This window comes from Pandoraea pulmonicola (assembly GCF_000815105.2).
Taxonomy (GTDB): Bacteria; Pseudomonadota; Gammaproteobacteria; order Burkholderiales; family Burkholderiaceae; genus Pandoraea; species Pandoraea pulmonicola.
The window spans coordinates 1,138,104-1,157,305 of record NZ_CP010310.2 but is presented as its reverse complement, the minus strand read 5'-3'; the positions used below and the strand labels follow the sequence as shown (position 1 = coordinate 1,157,305).

The 19,202-nt window shown below is 55.8% G+C and carries 15 protein-coding genes and 3 tRNA genes; 10 read left to right on the top strand and 8 right to left on the bottom strand.

Features of this window, described 5'->3' with window-relative positions:
- Nucleotides 1–11: 11 nt before the first annotated feature.
- Complete coding sequence (locus tag RO07_RS05250) at nt 12–587, bottom strand: Pvc16 family protein (protein WP_039408659.1); 576 nt, start codon at nt 585–587, stop codon at nt 12–14.
- A gap of 255 nt (nt 588–842) precedes the next feature.
- Nucleotides 843–2,288 carry a hypothetical protein gene (locus tag RO07_RS05245; protein WP_039408656.1) on the bottom strand — a complete coding sequence of 482 codons (1,446 nt, stop codon included), beginning with the start codon at nt 2,286–2,288 and terminating at the stop codon, nt 843–845.
- A 469-nt stretch (nt 2,289–2,757) separates the two neighbouring features.
- Between RO07_RS05245 and RO07_RS05240 the strand changes: the two genes are divergently transcribed.
- From RO07_RS05240 to RO07_RS05200, 8 genes are all read left to right on the top strand, one after another.
- Nucleotides 2,758–3,249, top strand: coding sequence for a hypothetical protein (locus RO07_RS05240; protein WP_039408653.1), 492 nt, complete (start codon nt 2,758–2,760; stop codon nt 3,247–3,249).
- Nucleotides 3,250–4,155: 906 nt separating this feature from the next.
- Nucleotides 4,156–4,677, top strand: coding sequence for a hypothetical protein (locus RO07_RS05235; RefSeq protein ID WP_147284545.1), 522 nt, complete (start codon nt 4,156–4,158; stop codon nt 4,675–4,677).
- On the top strand, nt 4,677–5,225 hold the full coding sequence (locus RO07_RS05230; RefSeq protein WP_039408647.1) for a hypothetical protein: 549 nt from the start codon (nt 4,677–4,679) through the stop codon (nt 5,223–5,225). Before RO07_RS05235 ends, RO07_RS05230 begins: the two co-directional genes overlap by 1 nt.
- A gap of 78 nt (nt 5,226–5,303) precedes the next feature.
- Complete coding sequence (locus RO07_RS05225; RefSeq protein WP_147284546.1) at nt 5,304–5,825, top strand: hypothetical protein; 522 nt, start codon at nt 5,304–5,306, stop codon at nt 5,823–5,825.
- Entirely contained in the window at nt 5,825–6,343 is a 519-nt protein-coding gene (locus tag RO07_RS05220; protein WP_039408644.1) for a hypothetical protein, read from the top strand. The genes RO07_RS05225 and RO07_RS05220 overlap by 1 nt, the downstream gene beginning before the upstream one ends.
- 516 nt (nt 6,344–6,859) lie before the next feature.
- Nucleotides 6,860–9,352, top strand: coding sequence for a CS1-pili formation C-terminal domain-containing protein (locus RO07_RS05215; RefSeq protein ID WP_147284547.1), 2,493 nt, complete (start codon nt 6,860–6,862; stop codon nt 9,350–9,352).
- 235 nt (nt 9,353–9,587) lie between these two features.
- The gene (locus RO07_RS25770; RefSeq protein WP_147284548.1) at nt 9,588–10,604 is read left to right on the top strand and encodes a hypothetical protein; all 1,017 of its coding nucleotides are present in this window, start codon (nt 9,588–9,590) and stop codon (nt 10,602–10,604) included.
- Nucleotides 10,605–10,735: 131 nt separating this feature from the next.
- On the top strand, nt 10,736–11,509 hold the full coding sequence (locus RO07_RS05200) for a fimbrial biogenesis chaperone (RefSeq protein ID WP_039408637.1): 774 nt from the start codon (nt 10,736–10,738) through the stop codon (nt 11,507–11,509).
- 630 nt (nt 11,510–12,139) lie between these two features.
- Here the strand turns inward: RO07_RS05200 and RO07_RS05195 are convergent.
- From RO07_RS05195 to RO07_RS05180, 3 genes are all read right to left on the bottom strand, one after another.
- Nucleotides 12,140–12,218: transfer RNA gene (locus RO07_RS05195), tRNA-Ile, on the bottom strand.
- Nucleotides 12,219–12,225: 7 nt separating this feature from the next.
- Nucleotides 12,226–12,299 (bottom strand) — tRNA-Arg (locus RO07_RS05190).
- A 96-nt stretch (nt 12,300–12,395) separates the two neighbouring features.
- Nucleotides 12,396–12,469 (bottom strand) — tRNA-Gly (locus RO07_RS05180).
- 419 nt (nt 12,470–12,888) lie between these two features.
- On the opposite strand from RO07_RS05180, the gene RO07_RS25765 reads away from it, so the two are divergent.
- Nucleotides 12,889–13,446 carry a hypothetical protein gene (locus tag RO07_RS25765; RefSeq protein ID WP_147284549.1) on the top strand — a complete coding sequence of 186 codons (558 nt, stop codon included), beginning with the start codon at nt 12,889–12,891 and terminating at the stop codon, nt 13,444–13,446.
- A 347-nt stretch (nt 13,447–13,793) separates the two neighbouring features.
- Nucleotides 13,794–13,979, top strand: a complete 186-nt coding sequence (locus tag RO07_RS25760; protein ID WP_147284550.1) for a hypothetical protein — start codon at nt 13,794–13,796, stop codon at nt 13,977–13,979.
- 703 nt (nt 13,980–14,682) lie between these two features.
- On the opposite strand, the gene RO07_RS05175 is transcribed toward RO07_RS25760, so the two are convergent.
- The 3 genes from RO07_RS05175 to RO07_RS05165 are packed head-to-tail and all read right to left on the bottom strand — an operon-like array spanning nt 14,683 to nt 18,934.
- Nucleotides 14,683–15,279: a lytic transglycosylase domain-containing protein gene (locus RO07_RS05175; RefSeq protein WP_072636962.1), complete on the bottom strand. Its 597-nt coding sequence runs from the start codon at nt 15,277–15,279 to the stop codon at nt 14,683–14,685.
- A 2-nt stretch (nt 15,280–15,281) separates the two neighbouring features.
- Nucleotides 15,282–15,590, bottom strand: coding sequence for an acyl carrier protein (locus RO07_RS05170; protein ID WP_039408636.1), 309 nt, complete (start codon nt 15,588–15,590; stop codon nt 15,282–15,284).
- A complete protein-coding gene (locus tag RO07_RS05165) occupies nt 15,587–18,934 on the bottom strand; it encodes a hypothetical protein (protein ID WP_147284551.1) in 3,348 nt (1,115 codons plus the stop codon). Before RO07_RS05165 ends, RO07_RS05170 begins: the two co-directional genes overlap by 4 nt.
- Nucleotides 18,935–19,202: the final 268 nt, after the last annotated feature.

Genomic DNA, 19,202 nt, shown 5'->3' with positions numbered 1-19,202 from the left:
CGCGGGCCCGCTCAGTGGCTGAGCGCCGGCTGCGGCGTGCGCACGGTCGGCACGGTGCCGGTGATGTCGTCGCTGTCCGGCGCCATCAGTCGCACCTTGTACAGCACCGAGGGCAGATACTTGCCACCCAGCATCGTCCAGAGGTTGCTGAGTTCGCGGATATTCAGGTTCTCGATCTCGAGCACCAGCCGGTCGATACGCGGGTCGAGCGACGGCGAGGAGCGATGGTCGAAAACCGGATGGCGTTGGAAGAAGGCAATGGCGCCGGAGATAAGCTTCAGGGCGTCTTCGTAATTGCCGCCGGTGAAATTGGCGGCCACCATCACGTAGAGGTTCAGATAGAGCGGCGCGACGCCGAGCGACACATGCGAAGCGCCTGCGTCTCCGGGAATACCCTTGCGCACCGGTCCGGTATCCCGTTCGATGTGGGTGAGGATCACCACCAAACGGTTGTTTGTATTCGCGACAGAATGCCCGTTGATGTCTACCAGACCGGACATCGTCACGATGTCGTCGGTGAGCGCGTAGGCTTGCTTGAGATACTCGTTGAGCCGAGCCGTCAGGTGGCTCACAGCAGCGTTAATCATGGTTCCCCGATACCCTTTCGCAATGTGGTTGCAAAATCTGATTAGGTACAACACTTTCGACTACTGGAACTATCCTGTCGGAAATTTCCCTACATCGCTTCGTAAGGCGAAACGCGGTGATCAGGATTCCCGAGCGTTATTTCTATGCCCGCTGTATTTGCTTTTTGATTTTTGCTGCGGAACTGTAGCACAAGCTCGTATGAATGGCGCGCTCGTCCAAAAAACGCCATGAGTGGTTTGCCTTTACGGAACTTTTCATTTGTCTTTTTTGGTGCCTTTCGGGCCAGACCTGACCGGGCGCTTACTGTCGGAACCCGCATCCGAGTCAGTATCGGAGTCATCGGCCGGGCGCTTACTGTCCGACCCCGACCCCGAATCCGAGTCAGTATCGGGGTCATTGGCCATACGCTTACTGTCCGAACCCGCAACTGTGTCAGTACCGGAGTCATCGTCGTCTTCATCGTCCGTGGTTTGGAGCCCAGCAGAAGATGATGAGTCCTCATCGGTGTCATCGTCGGGCGCGCGTGAAGAGGTCGAGGAACTGGTGCCTCTGTTTGGCGTAAGCAAGGTCGAAGAGGAGATGGTCGTCGCCGATAGCTTGTGCGCCGTTGCGGCCGCTGCCACCGGCACCCTCATCCCATCGGTAGTCGCGTAGTGTTTCTCGTCCTTGGTGACGGCGATGCCACGCTCGAAACGATCCGGCGACATGGCGAACAACGCGGCCGTTCCGGGCGACATCGAGCCGTTCTTGTAGAAGTGTGGATGGCCGCGATTTGAGACCTGGATATTCAGCCCGTTGTGGCGGCCAAGATCCGGAATATTCCCGTGCATGTTGTTCAACATTCCCAGGAGTAACTCTACCTCGCCCTCTGTTTGACTGGCGCCATTCGGTTTCGCCCATACTTTGATAATGCGTGCACGCTCGGCTTGGAATTTTTTTATCTGATCTTCGACGGTCTTTGCGTAATCTGAAAACAGAAGCTCCTCACTGTCATTAAGTATGTTGGCTGTTGCGCGCAGTCGAGTGGCTACAACAAGCCGGTCCGTCCAACGAATCAGATCCGCGGCAGTTTCTTCCTTCTTGACAAAGCGAAGCAGATTTCGCCTTATATCGGCGAACGGCATCCGATGGAGCACGGCGAGATTGTTGTCGCTGAGACTGATATCGCTCATATCCTCGCCGCGCTTGACCGACTCGGTTGCTTTGGCCAGGCGATAGGCTTCGGCAGAGAACGTTGGGCGCTTCAGTTTGCCGCGAGGTGTTTTCTTGAATTTTGTCTCCAGATACGAGATGACGTCATCGGTCGATGCAAAATTTCCGTGGTCATGCGCCTCTCGCGCCAACCCTCTCAAATGTAATACCCAGCCTCGTTTCAGCCGGTTCGCGCGGGCGTCTGAACGCAAGGTTTGGATCAGCGCGTTAGTTCTCTTTCCCTTCTTCGTGTTGTAGGTCTGCGCACCGACTTCGAACACCCCTTGCACGACCGCATTTGACGACGCAGCTGTCGCACGTGGTCCGCTGATAACTTTTTGTTGGGCAACAATCCGCGGGCTGGTATCGATCATTTCACGCATCTTCGCGTGCGACTTCGACGCCGGACGACGATCGTCGATGACGCTGCCACGGGCTTCGCGGCGCGTCGTGACTCCGCTGTAATTCTGGCGCAAGGACTCGCTCGCCGGCTTTTGTTGCCTTTCCATTCCTGACTCCCCGATGCGAATTGTTCGAGCATGCTCTCTGCCTCAATCGGACCTCCTCGCGTTGCTCGGCGATACGCTGGGGCAATTTATCCTTTTTGTAGCGCTTACCCTACTCCGGCCATGGCGGTATTTTCTTCTGCTGCTGACAGGGAAAGCTCGCCGCCAGATCGTCGCGGACATAGCCGGTTTCAACCTGGCATCAGGTGATGACGAATGTCGTCGCAGGGTATCCGCTTAATCCGATTATCGGATACTAGCGTAATCCACTGTTGCCGCTTCATTTGGCACGTCGCGACACCTCATTGATCAAAGCGGCGGGTGCAGTGAACGCCGAGCCTACTGGACCACAGCACCCGAGTGAAGGCAAGAAACGCGACTACTCGCCAGAAATGGGAAACAAGATCTTTGACGCATTTGAATGTGTTAGATTTTCAGGCGAAATTTCATAAAAATCCCACTTCTATTATTCATGACTTATTCTGAATTTTGGCTCAGTGTTTCCGCCTCGATTGTCGCGAGCATTATCGTGACTCTTGCCGCCAAGATTACCCTTGAGAGATGGAAGCGATGGGCGATTGGATTTGGAGCCACTGCATTGATTGCAGCATTTGTTGGTGTGGTCGTTTTTGCCGGCATCACAGTCGCTAACGCTGTATCGGCGCACCTGGCACGGTCGTCTCTTCAAGACAAGATCACCACCTACACAAAAGGGCATTACCCGGAAGCAGTGAAGCAGGGTTATGGCGTCGAGGTGTTGGAAGTTCGGGAAAAAGCATTTCTCGGATTCAAATATCCGGAATCAAAGGCGTACCCGGATCCGCATCCTCTGAGCAACCCCGTATTCAGCGCGGAGATCACAAAACTACTCAACGACAATGGCATCCCCGGAAGCCCCGTTTGGGGCTACCGAATGAAGCCCGCCACCGCCGAGCAACTGGAAAAGCTGTTAGGGACGGAATGAGAATGACCAACCGGTTCCCTGGTCCTGCGGAATAGGTGAAGTTCGATTTTCAGTGCTGCCCGAGTGAAGATTCGAACATCAAGCCGAGCATAGCGGGGACCACAAGTTGGCTGGAACGAAGCACTCGCATGACTTCCCATTTCCCGGTACGTCACTTGACATGACCCTTGGGCCAAAGTGCCGAGTGATGTGGAGTCGATTGAACACGCCTGCGCTTCGCTCTCGCACACGACGATGTAGACCACACCGCGCTCGTACCGGCGCCAGCCCGAAAAGGTCAAACCACTGCGTCGGAGTCGATCTGCATAGGAAAGCCCCGTCCGGATAGAAAACGGGGTTTTCTGAAAAAGGCTGAAAAAGCCTTTTGGAATGCAGTGGCACTCAAAGTCGCTCACAAGCAACGAGGAATGAATCGCACGGCCCCGGCAAGGTGCCGCCCAGCGGCATCGGTCCACCATCCCCATCCCTTTCCCCTTTCGCAGCGATCAATTGGCTGGCGGGCCACGCTTCGTTCTGACTCCATGCCGACGATGCAGTGCTCGCTCCGCGTGTGTTGCCGAATCCGCTTTGCGTCGCTGGATTGAGCCGCTGCAGTTTGAACGTCGGAGCGTCGCGTCCCAGAGCCAATCCCTCATGTCAGAGCAACAGCGTGTTCAGGAACTTGGTGTCCAAATTGATCAGCTGAATGATCAAAATTTGAAATTCGCCTCAGGACTTCGGCCGTAAGATGTTGCGCTTCGCTCGTTTGAGCGGGAGTTTAGTTGCAAAATGGGGAATAAAGAACATATAGATCGACTGGCTTAAATAATATAGAAATTCATCGCAAACACTGCCAACGCCCTCCCACTGGACTCATGAAAAATGAGTTAAATCAATGCAACGCTTTTATTTTTTCTTAAAGTAAAGATGAAACACTCTGCCGTCAAAATCGCAATGCTCGCGCTCGCCAGCGCTTCAATGTTTGCCAGTCCCGCTCACGCCGACCACACCAACCGAAAATCGTTTGACATTCAACTCCAGGCAATCGTGCCTTTTGTCCCAAGCTTTGAAGTTACCCCTGTCAACTGGAATCAGGCAGAGGCTCAAAACCTGACATGGGATAACACGCAAAAGAGATTCAACGATATTGCTTTGGGCATTAAGGTGAAAAGCAACGTCGGCAACGTCAGTGTGAGGCTTGCTGACAACCACGACCCTCGCACGACTCACGAAACGGATACTGACGCCTACTATGCGCTCGTTCCCCAAGTGAATGGCAAGGTGCTGACCGGAACGTCGACCTCGATTGTCAATGCAGTCGACGCGAAGCAAGGAAAGGAAATCCAACTCTTCATTTCCTCGAAGGCTCAGGGAAAGACGGAAAGTGGCGCAGTCCCGGGAAAATACACGGCGCAACTTCCTCTGGTTTTCGAAACGACGATTGAATAATGCTGATAAAACATATTGTACTGGCCACCATGGCCGCCTCTTTGGCGTTTTCCGCTGGCGCCGAAACCACACCGCCCTCCGCCAACCTGAACGTTGCTCTCACCGGCGACGTCCCTGTAGAACGGGATTTTCTCAAGGTTACGCCCAGTGTGAACTTGAGTTCCCCACTGAATGTCTCCCTTTCAGACCTCAGTATTCAACAACTCCTGTCGTTTGACATTGTCAGTTCGTATGAAAGGATTGGAATTACGTTGCTCAATCAGGCCACCCTCATCAAGGGCCCAATAACGCGCCTATTCCATGACGAAAACCCTGACTACTATCTGTCCAGCCATCTTTTAGCAAAACTCGGCTCCACTCCCACCAGCGCGGACATCCTGTATGACAAGAAAAAGCCGTTCTTTATAACAAATTTCCGCGCATCCAGAGGTGAAAAACTTTATTTCGGCATAAAAATGACAGGAAGAAATAGCCACGAGACGATGATGCCTGGCAAATATGGAACTCATTTTACCCTTGTTTTCGATCCCATACTGGCACCTAATTAACACACTGATTTTGCCTTCCCATTGGACTCATGAAAAATGAGTTAAATCAATGCAACGCTTTTTTTTCTTAAAGTAAAGATGAAACACTCTGCCGTCAAAATCGCAATGCTCGCGCTCGCCAGCGCTTCAATGTTTGCCAGTCCCGCTCACGCCGATCAAACCAACCGAAAATCGTTTGACATTCAACTCCAGGCAATCGTGCCTTTTGTCCCAAGCTTTGAAGTTACCCCTGTCAACTGGAATCAGGCGGAGGCTCAAAACCTGACCTGGGATAACACGCAAAAGAGATTCAACGATATTGCTTTGGGCATTAAGGTGAAAAGCAACGTCGGCAACGTCAGTGTGAGGCTTGCTGACAACCACGACCCTCGCACGACTCACGAAACGGATACTGACGCCTACTATGCGCTCGTTCCCCAAGTGAATGGCAAGGTGCTGACCGGAACGTCGACCTCGATTGTCAATGCAGTCGACGCAAAGCAAGGAAAGGAAATCCAACTCTTCATTTCCTCGAAGGCTCAGGGAAAGACGGAAAGTGGCGCAGTCCCGGGAAAATACACGGCGCAACTTCCTCTGGTTTTCGAAACGACGATTGAATAATGCTGTTAAAACATATTGTACTGGCCACCATGGCCGCCTCTTTGGCGTTTTCCGCTGGCGCCGAAACCACACCGCCTTCCGCCAACCTGAACGTTGCTCTCACCGGCGAGGTTCCCGTGAAGCAAGGCACTCTCGATGTTGAATCGGTTGATCCATACGTTGTCGCGGGCCAACCGATACCTCTTCGGATCCCGCAAAGCTGGGATGGAAAACGCCAGTGGCTCTACAAGCTTGACTTTGACTTCAACACCGATTGTGATGCTGTTCGAGTGAAGTTTGACTCCCCAAACTGGGGAGAGAAGGGCCCACTCCTGACACATACTGAAATGCCGGACGCCAAGCTTGAGGTAATCGTGGCAGATGCCGAGGGGGACGTGGCGACTGGTGACATCCGAGAGGTGTCGGGCGGCCGCTACATCTCCGGCGTCCTACTGGCTCCTCGCCCCGTTGGCAGCCAGCCCCTGAGCGCAGGCGAGTATCGAGGGGCTCTCACCATCACGTTCGAGCCCAAGCTGTAGACGGCAGAGCTCGGGAGCGAAAGCAGGTTCGTACACTGCGATCGAGTCTGCCAGCAATCGGGCAGCCGGACCTGGGAATATCTTCCCCTTTGTTCAGGCGGCTCCGCTGGAGCATCCTTCGCGCCAGAAGCATGGCGCGAAGGGTACATCTGCGGGGCGCGCTTCAAATGCGGCCACCGCAGGTCGACTTGTTTGCACCGACGCCCCGAAGCGTTGTGCGTCGGACGTGGAGAGCATCGCGCTCGAACAGCGGCTGGCAGCGCGCGAAAAACTCATCGATGAAGGTCGTAGTCGGGGCTCTCCGCTCAGCAGCACCCTTGCTGTGTTTTCGCCTGCCATTACGCCCGAAGTACACAGCGTCGTAGCCGCCTGTGCCGGCGACGGAAAGAGGATCAACGGCGTCATCAGGCCGGAGAACTGCTCAGTCCAGCTTGCACCGAATTGACCCGCGGCAAGTCCCGCATCCCCGCTGCGGGCGGTGATGTGAGAGTCGTTTCGCTTGAGATATTTGATTGAGTGGCAAAAGTGAATCGCGCAGCTTTCTGTAGGGCAGCTTGTGTCGCCCTGGGATTGGCTCTCCAATTCGAAGCTTGCGCAAACATCGACGCGAAGCAACGCGGCACGGAGTTGTTGACCCAAGCGGAGAATCTCCCGACTGATTTCGCGGAGCACTTTTTTGACGTTCCTTTGATGGTCAGCGTCGATTACAACGGCCGCCCGGCTGGGAGCGCAACGATTACTCTGAGCCGGGAGGGAGAGGTTCATCTAATTGAGTTGGAGCGCCAGGAGCATGGGGCAACGTCAGGCGACGCCGACCGAGAGAAGATCATGCAGTTGTTAAAAGGTCCACGAACGTTGGGAGCATGCGAGGAAAATTGCAGCGATCTGCTTGCCATCCACTACAACCTACAGGATTCGGTACTGTCCATCGTGACCAGCCAAGCGGAACAAAATGGAGCTAAGCAGAAGTATCATGCTCGCCCGCAAGGTAATAGCAACGGCCTGATCGTGAACAACTTCCTGAATGCCGTCGGCGGCAATGGGCAAGGCGTCACCGGCCGCTACTCCGTCGATGCGTTAGGCAGTATCGGCCAGTGGGGATTTTCGGGAAGCTTGCTGACGGGATTAAGTGGCGGCAAACACTCGGATCAGCAAGCGTATGCGATCCCAAGCCTGTACGTGCAGCGGGAATTCGAAGGCCAATTTTTCCGCGCAGGTGTCTTTGTTCCCGACCTTGCCTCCGGTGTGCGCACTCCCCGCACCCCCGGCGGATTGGCGGCAACCACACTTGGCGTTTTGTACGGCACATCCGATACGCTCGTCATCGACGGTCAGCGACCCAGCCTCTATCCGGTGTACGTCACTGCAAATCGCCCTTCCGTGGTCGAAATTCTGCGCGATCGCGTATTGATTTTTGCCCAACCAGTTCAACCCGGACTGCAGGTGGTAGACACGTATTCACTGCCCGGAGGAATCTACGAGGTCGAGGTTCGCATTGTGGAGGACGGAAAGGTCGTCTCCTCACAGCAGGAACTTATTTACAAGCCGAATAACTGGCGGGATCCCACGCAACCATGGCGTTATGCACTGTTCGCGGGACAGGAGCGCGATATTGTACGCGACACGGCTTCGCATGCGCTTTCGGCCGGCGCCGCGGTCAACTATTTGGCGACTCCACGTGTAGTGCTGGGAGCGACCGCGCAGCGCGGGGGCGGCGCCAATGTGTTCGGCATTTCGATCGACTGGCAGATTTCCGAACTCGCCCGCTGCTACGGTAACGTTTTTCGTTCGAGCAAACATGGTATGGGGGGCGATATACAACTCCTTTTTCCATATCGCAGCGGCAGCCTCAGCCTGAGCCACAACCGAAGCTGGCAGCACGCCAGCAAACGCAACCGTTCGCAGCCGGGAACCGTACACGACACGGCACTTACGTGGAGCCATCGCCTGTCCCCAACTTCCAGCCTGACATCACGAGCCACATTCAGTCGGGGAAGAAGCCGGGGATTCGGCGGTGAACTGTCGTTGTCGCATCGACATGCCGTATTCGGTGTTGATTGCACATGGCGAGTTTCCCTGTTCGATCGTCCAAACAGTTCTTCCGCTCCCTCCCGCAATCGAGGGGCGGAGCTGGGGCTCAGCATCTATTTAAGCAAGGATCGCAACAACTACAACGCCAGCCTGGGCGTCAGCGACGGGGGAGAGGGACGCAATCAATTCGCATCGATGGGTGTGCGACGGGAATTGGACGGCGGGTTCTTCACATCCGTTGGCGCCAATGCCTCTATCGACAGGCTGGGTTTTGGGCTAGGCGGCACAACACAATTTCAACATGAATTCGTACGCGGTGACGCGTATGCCTCGCGCTCGTCCAACGGGGGAGAAGCCGGTGGGGGGATCAATATATCCAGCACCGTGGTCGCCAGTCCCGATGCCATCGGCGTGTCGGGATTATCCAATCTGGCCACCAGTCAGGCCGCAATGATTGTCGACGTCGAAACGGAGAGCCGCGACATCAAACTGCATGCGCGAAATATGAATGGTACGGTCATCGACATGACGCGGGGACGAAATATCTTCCCAGTCAGTGCTTTCGAAAAAGGCAGTATCCAATATTACTTTGACCAAACCTCGGCCCCTGCCGCTTCACTGCAACCGACAACAAGCAGCTATCACGTCAACAAGGGAGGCGTGGCGTACCAGAAGGTCCGAGTCATGAAAACCGTCACGGTCATGGGTCGCCTCGTCACGCACGACAGGGCGCCCGTGCGTGCCGTGCGAGTGGCTTCCGACGTGGGACGCGCCGTCACGGAAGCCGACGGATTCTTCGCCATCGAGGCAAGCGAGCGTACGCCGCACATTACCGTGGAGCGAGGTGGTGCACGACTGTGTGAACTGGCACTGGACACGAATGCCTATCTCCGCGAGGGAGACTCGCTAATTGTCGGTGATCTGGTGTGCGCGGAATCGCTCAGTGCAACAACGTCAGAGGGTCATGACAATGGCTAACCGATCGAATCTCGCATGGCATCGAACGTCTCACCTTCGCAAAACAATTCAAGGTTTTTTAGCGACCGTTGCCCTGGTCACCGGCGTTAGTGGTTATTCGCAGTTTGCCAACGCCGCTGACGTAACCATCTCGGCGGAGTACAGACCGTCCACTCGAGCAGTCAAGGGTAACGGATTCGTGAACGTTACCCCGGCGAGCAAACTATGCCGGAGTGGTGCATGGTCGTGCCAGGGCATGAACACCATCGATTTACCCATCGGTCCAGTCGAATATGGTCCGGTGGCTGCCGGTGCGACATCTCGCGAGGCATTCTTCGTTCGGTGGCCCAATGCTCAGACGCGGATCCTTCTTCGCGAAGAGAAGAGCAACCGAGTGGCATATGCAACGTTCCGGGTGACAGGAATCGCTGGCCAATACGTTGCCCCCGGCAAGACCGACATGGCGGGAATTTTCGGCAGCGGCATGCATGCGCCTTCAGGGCGTTGCGCAGCCATCCCGGCGCCCAGACCAACGTCGCCCAATGCAATGACTTTTGCCTGGGCAACGCCTTCCGATGGCGGGTGCGCCGGAACTCCGCTGCGCGACGTTGCCGCTGGTGAAATTTCAATTCCAGGCGGATCGCTTGCCTTGAGTTACGAGCTGGTGCCGCCTAATCCGGTTGATTTGCCCAGTGGCATCTATCGAGGCTCGCATACTTTTTTTGTCGGGCCCGGGCAGGACTTCGATTTCGGAGACCAGGCTCGCGTGAGCCGCCAGTCGGTCGATTTGGAATTCGTTCTTGTCGTTAATCACCCATTTCACCTCTCCAATCAAAACAGTCTCATCGTTGTCGATCTCGCGCCCCCACAGGGCTGGCATCAATGGTTTAACGGGGGCAAGCCAAGAGGCCGAATCGATCACCACGTCGACTTCGGTTTGTCCAGTGGCTCCCCATTGCAGGTAAGCATACGCTGCGGCACACAGCCCGCCCAGGATGGGCGATGCGTGCTTCGCAACGAAAAGTCGTCTGAAGTGCCGCTCGATTTGCGGTTGACGATCATTGGAGCAACCACGGAGTCGAGCCTCCCCTTCTCACGAATCCCTCTCACAGCACACACACCCGTCAAGATTATGGTCGACAGGTATCTGAATAATGCGCAGGGACTTCTGGATATAGGCATCGACAACGGCGGACTTGCCGAGATGGGGAGAAATATGGAAACAAGATACGGAGAGCGCATATCGGTCATATTTGACGCGCTCACGGAGTGATTCATCGTCGCTCGAATCCATACTGACTCTATAGCCCCCACCAGTACCTACGCGTTATTCACTGGTCCTGATGACGCCAACACATTCACTCTGGGCAATGAATTTGCCACTGATCGAAGGAGCAACTGTCAATGAAAACACGCCTACTTATTTCCACTTTGGTTGGACTACTTCTCGGAATGCCCGTCTGCGCGAATGCGGCCGCCCCCGCTATCAACATCGGGACGATGTTCGACTACCTGGGAGGAGGCAACTCCTCGGTCCTCAAGCAAATCCGTAACACCGGCGATGCGACGGCCTTTGTGCGCGTGGAAGTGGTCGAGATACAAATCAAAGGCGACGGAACTCAGGTCGAAGTTCCCATCGATCCAGCCTTGCTGAGCAAGCCCGATGGCCAGGGCCTGGTTGCGAGCCCGGCGAGACTGATCGTTCCAGCGAATGGCATGCAGGCCGTACGATTGCTGTATCGCGGAAATCGGGATTCCGAACGCTACTATCGCGTCCGCTTTGTCCCCGTGGTCCCCAAGGCGAAGGACGACTTTGTCTTGAATAACGATGAAATCAAGAAGTATGAGGACTCGCTATCGGCCGGGCTGAACGTGCTCACCGGTTTCGGGGCAATGGTAATCGTTCGTCCAGCAGAGGAACGGTATGCGACGAGCGTCAAGAAAGAAGGGAAAGGCTATGTCGTGGAAAACAATGGCAATACGATTATTGCCGTTGAATCATACCGAACCTGCAAGGGGCCTGGCATCGAGTGCGAACAGCCTACGACCTATCATGTTCGCCCCGGCAAAGACAAAACGCTGACCTGCGATCAAGGCATGGTTTGCGAATTTGATCTCCTGGAAGGCAAGACTCGGACTCGCAAACGCATAATTTCGGAAAACGTTGAGACCGTTTAAAGCGACAAATATGACTGGCCTTGCTCCGACAAACAAGGCCAGTCGGCGTCCAGTCAACACGCGACTGAAGAATCCGCTGGCCAGGACAATGATCGACATGGAAGTGTTGAAGCTTACGGCCAAGCGAAGCCTCGAGCCAACAAGCCGGGCGCGAAGCAGTCGCGGCGTCAGCTAGTGTTGCCGCACGCCTCGATGGAACGATCTTGACTGCCATGCGGGTGATTTCCGACCGGTCGCGCCTTGAGCAGAGCCTCGTCTATTACCTCCGACACAGGAATCGAGCAAACCGAATATTCAGGACGTGAACAACGACCGCCCCGGCAGGCATCCTCGAATCCTACGCGCTCGACGCTTTTCGGCCCATCGATCACGAATACACTCTGCTTCCCCCAGCGTCCCACACGCGCAACATCAACGCCCCACAGTGTGCAGAACGCTTCGCCATCCAAATCGCTGCACTGCCAAGTCGCCACGATCGCGCCTCCGCCGCCGCATATCGCTCGGTCGATATGTGGGCCTGCGTGGGCAATAGTCGAAGCGCATGCAACGCAAGCAAATATTCGCTTTCCTCGCATTCCTGTTTCCGTTGAAAGTCCGGCTCACGCGACGAGTGGCCTGGAATGAAAAAACTGGTGGGCCTCCCGCGAGTCGAACGCGGCACCAACGAATTATGAGTTCGCTGCTCTAACCAGGCATGAGCTAGAGGCCCTTGGGAGCGGGACGTGCTGGAGTCGAACCAGCGACCGACAGCTTAGAAGGCTGTTGCTCTATCCAACTGAGCTAACGTCCCGTACTGGAGAAAGTGGTGAGATTCCAACTCTCTGAGAGTCGCCCAGCGCCGGCTTTCATGACCGGTGCCTTAAACCGCTCGACCACACTTCCATATTGGAGCGGGTGAAGGGAATCGAACCCTCGTCATAAGCTTGGAAGGCTTCTGCTCTACCATTGAGCTACACCCGCAGAAGAATCCTGCATTTTTCACTACGCACTGACAGCGCTCCATTCCTGCAGTTGGGCTACGGGCCGTGAGCGCAGCAGACTCAATTATTCCGCCTCTCGGGCCCTGTGTATATCGGAATAATCTGGTTTTCCACTGTATTCCTCACCTTATCTGACTGCCCGTTCACGGCGCCCTAATTCCGCTCTCTCCGAAATCAACGCATGGCACAAGACCCGGTTTGATTGAAGAGCTCTACAAGTGGTCGAAATATGAAAATTCGAAAGATAGAACACCTTTATCATTCAGCACGAGCTCGGATGTTAAGGTGAAGCGAAGCTGACGCGATACACGTATGGACAACCATGCATCAAGCACCGTATCCCGATAGCGTCGATAAAGATCGCCGCATCCCCATGACGTTTTAAAATCAGGAAAGTAGATGTCGATAGGTTCAATCAGTTCCAATCATTCCAAAGCCACAGAAAATCCCCACAAAAAAACACCTTCATTAGAACAAGATCGCAGCACGCTGCAATCCGATCTAAAATTCGTGAGAAATGCATTATCCAAAGTCTACGAAGACATCGCCGAAGCACATGACGCCAAGGAGCGAGGAAAATCGCTCCTATCTTCCCTTGTTGAGATATCTCAAAATAACGGAAAAAATTCCATCGCAAGACTAAAAAACGGAACTTTAAAGTTTGGGTATGGGGATAACATCATAAAGAATTTTATTTCCAAGGACCGATACAAGTCAGAACGCAAGGAAGCGGCCAGGTATCTCGGGCTTCCCGGAGATAAAGTTTCTGCTGCCGACGCCATGTCAAAGATCACGAATGAAATAAAAAAACTTGACGAATTTACAAAAAAACTATCCCACGATGAATGTAGATTCAAAATCGAAGAAGAGAAAATTTCTTACCAATTGAAAATAAAAGACGATTTATACAAGAATTTTTCATCAATTGAAGAAAGCGCCAGAAAGCTCAAGACCTAATGTCGTCCAGCTAGTAACTCGTTTCCGGTTTGAACGGTGTGGCGAAAAGGTCTACGCTTGACGACCCTGACGCAGAATGAACTACCCCCAAAAAGTTGGTCATCCATCCAACCTTTGGGGGGCATGGGCAAGTACGACGAATGGTCTAAGCGTTCGATCGTCGGCGCTTACGAGTCCAGTGGCGTCGGCTCCGGCAACGGCAACCAAACACCACGGCCTTGACCACTGCACACTACGTAGATAAGTGGCGATCTACCATTCACAATGGTGTGGCTGGTCTGTAGAAGAAATACGGTCACTACAACGACCGTTTCAAAGAAGTACCACGCGCTTACCGAGGTGTCCGAATGACCGGGCAATCGGGCATTCGGGTCAAGGGGGCACTACCGGATGCGTGCCCGCAAAAAAATGCTGGGCGTAAAAAGGATGAGCCAAGTATTCACCGCCAGCTTGTCTTCGGCGTACTGGTGCATCAGGCAGGCTACCAAAACGTAGGGCTTGCCGTCGATTTTCGCTTCGAAGGGATGACGTAAGTGAAACTGCTTCAGTTCATAGCTCTGAGCAGGTGATAGCGCTGCCGGGTTCCTGATTCACCTGGACGGCGTGACCATTGGCCAGAATCCTCAACGGCGCGGCCTTGTAGGCGAAGTCGATGGCACCGGGTTTGGATTTTCCAGCTTTGGCGAAGGCGACATCGATGGCGGATGGCGGACTGCGCATTGCCGATGGTAGAGGTCTTGTTAGACTCTTCCAGTCTGGTCCACTTAAAGCAAAGTGCAACACCCCGACTGTCCAGACTTCCGTTCATGATGCGCCATATTCACAGCCACCAGGCTCATTCGCATGTGCGAAAAGTAGACTGCCCCCATATCCAGCGCCGCGAGGTTCGGCTCATACTCACCGCCACGATTTGGTTTTAGAATCACGCTGGCAGCGCATCTCGCATGCATATCAACACTTCCCTCGCTATCGTTTCTTATCCTCGGCGCCGAGGCGACCGACTTGGCGGCGACGATTGCCTTGTGCGCGGAGTTTATGGGTTTGCGTTGCGACGCAGCGAAAATTGCCTGAACCTGTCCATTGAAACCATTTATTGAAGCCCTTTCCGAATTCATTAAACGCTCCTCCTGAGGTTGAGTCCGGCACGTGCTAGGTTTGAAGTTCAAAATTGCAAGGTTATGTCACGCGGCCGCTCACCTGAATTCGCGAGGTGAGCACTCACATGCCACGTGGCAACTACACAGATTCTTCGGGCCGGCTCTGCAACATGATCGTTTTTATCTTCTTGCGACGCCGACCGGCGCCCTCATTCTCCCCTCTGGTCCCCGGCATCGCGCGCTCTCGGGTCGAGACCATTGCGGAATAGCGACGCCAAACCTTCGTTGCATACTGATGGCGCGCCGCCCCCCGCGCAGTGCCCCCACCGGCGTTATACGCCCCGACGGCTGCCCACGTATAGCCGTAACGGGCTATCATCTCGGCCAAAATGGAAGCGCCGGCATGCACCGACACGCACGGCTCTTCCAGCAGTCGACGCTCGTCAATGCCAATGCCCTTCAACTTCGGCAGGTGCAGACTATTGATCTGCATCACACCGTAGTCGACGCTTCCGTTTCGATTCCGATTTGTTGCAGACGGAACAAGGTTCGATTCAACCTCGGCTATCGCATATAGCAGCATCGGGTCTATGCGATAGCGTTGTCCCGCGGCTACGAAGCATTGTAGTGGCAGCTCGCTGCCACTACCGGCCGTCGCTTGCGGCGCCGCCAGAACTGCCTCGGCAGTCCCCAGCAGCGCCATGGCAAACAGGCTCGTCCAAAAACGAGAGACCATGGTCAGCCCTTTTCCCTCTGCTCCGCCGACGCTGCGGCGACCAGGTCGGCCAAATCGCCCACGGTGTATGGCAACCGCAGCATCTCGATACTCAGATCTACCTGGAACTGGTCCCGCAGGACCATTGCGAACTCCACCAAATCAAGAGAATCAAGTGCGAGGTCCTCGTCCAATCTCGAGGCAAACGTTACCTGCTTGCCAATCAATCCAAAATGGACGATCAGCAATTCGCTCACCCTTTCACGCACGAGTTGCCACTCCATGGCCTCGTCCTCCGACGAACATGGCCGTGCTTCGTTTGCCGCCATCATGTCCGACTCGTCCCTTCACCCTGAAACCGTCCCGTCTCGGAAGGCGACTCGCCCGACTCGTTTCCTACCGCAGGCGCGAGAGCCTCTTGCGTAGCGCTCGGAGGCATATTGCTCGGGCGTATGTTCGACTTGGACATATCCCAATGCGAGGTAGGTTCGGTCGTCAGAACCGTCGGTGACGGATCGACGTTATAGCGCTTGCCTGTGTACTGCCATTTCGTACTGTCTTTGACCCTGAGTTCAAGGGGTTTCACGGCATTCGGAGACTTTGACATCTTACGAATCTGGAGCGCCAGGTCATTCCCGTTCCCTCCCGAGAGTTCTACCTTTTTGCCCTCGTTCTCGTCCACCACGCTCATATCGGAAATATCGGAACCACGCGAACGCGTCGCAAATTGCGACGACATACGCAGATCTCCTTGGAGTTCCGGTTCGCGTTCGAGAGTATCGTCCGCCGCGAATTTCAGGTGCGCCGAAGCACGCTCACTGAAATCGCGCGACTGTACCGTCTCTTCGCTGGTCCGCGTGCGAACAGAAGAGAGTCGCGTGTGCCCCCCGTTTTCACGAATGCTGGACGATGACTGCGTCGAATTACCTGCCGGATTCTCCCAACGTACTTCACCTTCGCGCTTGATCGTAGACGTAGACCTGAAGTGACTTCCATCGCCCCCTCGTACGGGAGCGATCGGCGACACGGGTTCGTCCACACCATCCAGCCCTTCCAGATGTGATGTTTCCCCCAAGTTCAAGCGTTGCTCTGTTTCAGTTGCCCCGCGCTGCGAAGATGTCTCCGTGCCAGTGGACTTCACGCCGCTGGAGGATTGATAGCCCCCCTTCGTAGCGCTTTCCCACATGGCAATCCGGACTTTCGTTTGGTAATCTTTGGTTTCGGTTCCCTCCTCCGCAAGCGCCCAGCGCAAGAGAGGGTGCTCCTTTTTAACAACTTGCTCCGCAGTACTATCCACATTCGACGTTAGCGTATCGGTAGTACGATTGATAGTGCTGCTCGTGGACGTCTGCTGTTTCGCAGCGGGCCAAATTCCTTCGACCTCGTCCTCGCCTCCACTACCACCATCGTTTCCCCTATCAAGCAGGTCGTCAACAACGTACGCGCCACGTGTAGAAGTCGTGCTGCCGGAACCACCCCCAATCTGACCGGATTTCTGCGCACCACCGATCGATGTCGAAACTGATGCGTGAGCAGCCTTGTTAATGGAAGCGCTCTGGAACGTCTGCCCCTGAATGGGAGAAGCGTTGCCAGCACTGACTTTCCCGGAAGGCGTGGACTTCGCCCCCTCGCTCAAGCCCCACTTTATCCCCAGCCGTTTGTCTGTGTCGCCGAACGACAACTCGTTGCGGCTCTTGTAGTCCTCGAGGGTACGCCTCCTTGGTCGACGATTGCCCTGGAGAGTACTTCCGCCACGCGAAACGGACGTGCCTCCGCCGTGTGCAGCGGGCGGCACACCAGCGCGAGCGGTCGTCCGGGCAGTCTCCCCCTTCGGGGTCTCATCGCCGACGCGAGGAATACCTGCCTCCGGAGCAGGCGGCATAGCAGCGGGCGCAGCCGTCGGGGCAGGCGTTCCCTTCGGGGTCCCACCACCGCCTTCGGGTGTACCTTTGTCGTGCACAGCAAGCGGCACGCCAGCGCCCGTGCCCGTCGGGGCAGGCGTCCCCTTCGGAGTCCCACCACCGCCTTTGGGCGTACCTTTGTCGTGCACAGCAAGCGGCACGCCAGCGCCCGTGCCCGTCGGGGCAGGCGCCCCCTTCGGGGTCCCACCACCGCCTTCGGGTGTACCTTTGTCGTGCACAGCAAGCGGCACGCCAGCGCCCGTGCCCGACGGGGCAGGCGTCCCCTTCAGGGTCCCACCACCGCCTCCGGGTGTACCTTTGTCGTGCACAGCAAGCGGCACGCCAGCGCCCGTGGCCAACGGGGCAGGCGTCCCCTTCAGGGTCTCACCACCGCCTTCGGGTGTACCTTTGTCGTGCACAGCAAGCGGCACGCCAGCGCCCGTGCCCGTCGGGGCAGGCGTCCCCTTCAGGATCCCACCACCGCCTTCGGGTGTACCTTTGTCGCGCACAGCAAGCGGCACGCCAGCGCCCGTGGCCGACGGGGTAGTCGCCCCCTGCCGGGTCTCATCACCGCCTCCGGGAGTACCTGCGTCGTGTGCCTCGGGCGGCACATCGGCGTGCGCGACCGTCGCGCCACCTCCCTCCGAGGTACTGGGGTCGCCTTGGGGAGTATCTGCACCGTCCGGAGCGGACATCACGCCACCGTGCGCAGCCGTCGTTGCCTCACCAGAATTAAAAATGTTAGTGACGTTGCTCTGAGAGTTGTCGATATGTTGAGAGTTATCGATATGTTTCGAGTAATCGTTGACAATAATAGTAACGTTTGCTCCGGCGCCTCCGGCAGGTGAGTCTGCTCGTGCCTCTCCCCCTGGGAGTCGGCCCGGGCTGTCGGTGTCGTCGTTCCCCCCATCTGCGGCAGGCGGTACAGCAGCACCGGGGCCGAAACCGGGTACGCCAAAATGCGGCTGCCCCCCCGGGATGCGCGACCCATATTCGGGCTGCGCCCCCCGGATGAACCCATCGATGTCATCCCCGCTGTCCCCAACAAGCGACTCCGCATCTCCCTCGCCATTTGGCTGATCCACGTCGGGTAGCGCCTTGTGGATTTCAAATGCTTGGCCCATAAATTCGGTAAGCACCCTGAGCGAACTATTCAGCGTATTCGAGGGGAGATTCGCACATGTGCTCCCGTAGCGCTTAACAAGAGAAAAGTCAACATGTGCCCATGCATTGTTTGGTTCAATCTTGTGTTTTTCGGCAATAGCCGGGCGCACAACATCCTCGACCATCCAATTGAACAGCACCTCGGCTTCCGAACAATCACTTATAGCGCGGCCATCTATAACGCGGCCACCTTTCGCTGCCAATTCTTTCGCTACCTGACCTAGCAGGTCGAACACCTCGCCCGTGAATTTCTTGGCGAACTTCTGGTAGGCCTCATAGGCTGAGGGGGGCCTGGATTTGCTCGATGTATGAAGATAATCTGCTCCTGGCTGTTTGTTCTTACCCCCGCCCAACTTTTTTTCAAGCTTATCCCAAACTCCGCCCAGCTCATTTTTTAGCTCGTCGCGAAGTCCTTCGATACGCTCGAAGGTAGCTTCCGAGCTTCCTGCCTTCGCCGCAGCATGCTTAATCGCCCCGAGCATCGCTCGAGAAACATGGATTTCGTTGGCCAGCTGCTGGATGTTATCGTCCCGCAGGGTGTTCTCGTCCTTGCAGTCAGTTGAGCCATACGAAAACGCAAACTGATTGTCCTCCCCCGCATCTTGAGTCATAGCAATGGCCATTAATTGAGGACGCAACGCAGTCGCGGAAGCCGGATCGGAAACGTTCGCCGACCGCGCGGCCGCGGCAGCGCGACGAGCGATGCTCGAGCCACTTGCCCCCCCCCTTGAGCCACTCGTGCCACTCGTCATCATCCGAGCCCAACCGGCGCTGCTCGCCCCCGCAGCAGAACTACCGGCCTTGGGTGAGGAGGGATGCGAAGTGAACGCTTGAATTAAACGTCCTGCGGTTCTAGCAATCGTCATGGGCATACTATGT

What these genes read in the sequence shown, in the direction of transcription:
- RO07_RS05250 (WP_039408659.1), bottom strand. Translation starts at nt 587, where the DNA reads ATGATTAACGCTGCTGTGAGCCACCTGACGGCTCGGCTCAACGAGTAT.
- RO07_RS05245 (WP_039408656.1), bottom strand. Translation starts at nt 2,288, where the DNA reads ATGGAAAGGCAACAAAAGCCGGCGAGCGAGTCCTTGCGCCAGAATTAC.
- RO07_RS05240 (WP_039408653.1), top strand. Translation starts at nt 2,758, where the DNA reads ATGACTTATTCTGAATTTTGGCTCAGTGTTTCCGCCTCGATTGTCGCG.
- RO07_RS05235 (WP_147284545.1), top strand. Translation starts at nt 4,156, where the DNA reads ATGAAACACTCTGCCGTCAAAATCGCAATGCTCGCGCTCGCCAGCGCT.
- RO07_RS05230 (WP_039408647.1), top strand. Translation starts at nt 4,677, where the DNA reads ATGCTGATAAAACATATTGTACTGGCCACCATGGCCGCCTCTTTGGCG.
- RO07_RS05225 (WP_147284546.1), top strand. Translation starts at nt 5,304, where the DNA reads ATGAAACACTCTGCCGTCAAAATCGCAATGCTCGCGCTCGCCAGCGCT.
- RO07_RS05220 (WP_039408644.1), top strand. Translation starts at nt 5,825, where the DNA reads ATGCTGTTAAAACATATTGTACTGGCCACCATGGCCGCCTCTTTGGCG.
- RO07_RS25770 (WP_147284548.1), top strand. Translation starts at nt 9,588, where the DNA reads ATGAACACCATCGATTTACCCATCGGTCCAGTCGAATATGGTCCGGTG.
- RO07_RS05200 (WP_039408637.1), top strand. Translation starts at nt 10,736, where the DNA reads ATGAAAACACGCCTACTTATTTCCACTTTGGTTGGACTACTTCTCGGA.
- RO07_RS25765 (WP_147284549.1), top strand. Translation starts at nt 12,889, where the DNA reads ATGTCGATAGGTTCAATCAGTTCCAATCATTCCAAAGCCACAGAAAAT.
- RO07_RS25760 (WP_147284550.1), top strand. Translation starts at nt 13,794, where the DNA reads ATGACCGGGCAATCGGGCATTCGGGTCAAGGGGGCACTACCGGATGCG.
- RO07_RS05175 (WP_072636962.1), bottom strand. Translation starts at nt 15,279, where the DNA reads ATGGTCTCTCGTTTTTGGACGAGCCTGTTTGCCATGGCGCTGCTGGGG.
- RO07_RS05170 (WP_039408636.1), bottom strand. Translation starts at nt 15,590, where the DNA reads ATGATGGCGGCAAACGAAGCACGGCCATGTTCGTCGGAGGACGAGGCC.
- RO07_RS05165 (WP_147284551.1), bottom strand. Translation starts at nt 18,934, where the DNA reads ATGACTCAAGATGCGGGGGAGGACAATCAGTTTGCGTTTTCGTATGGC.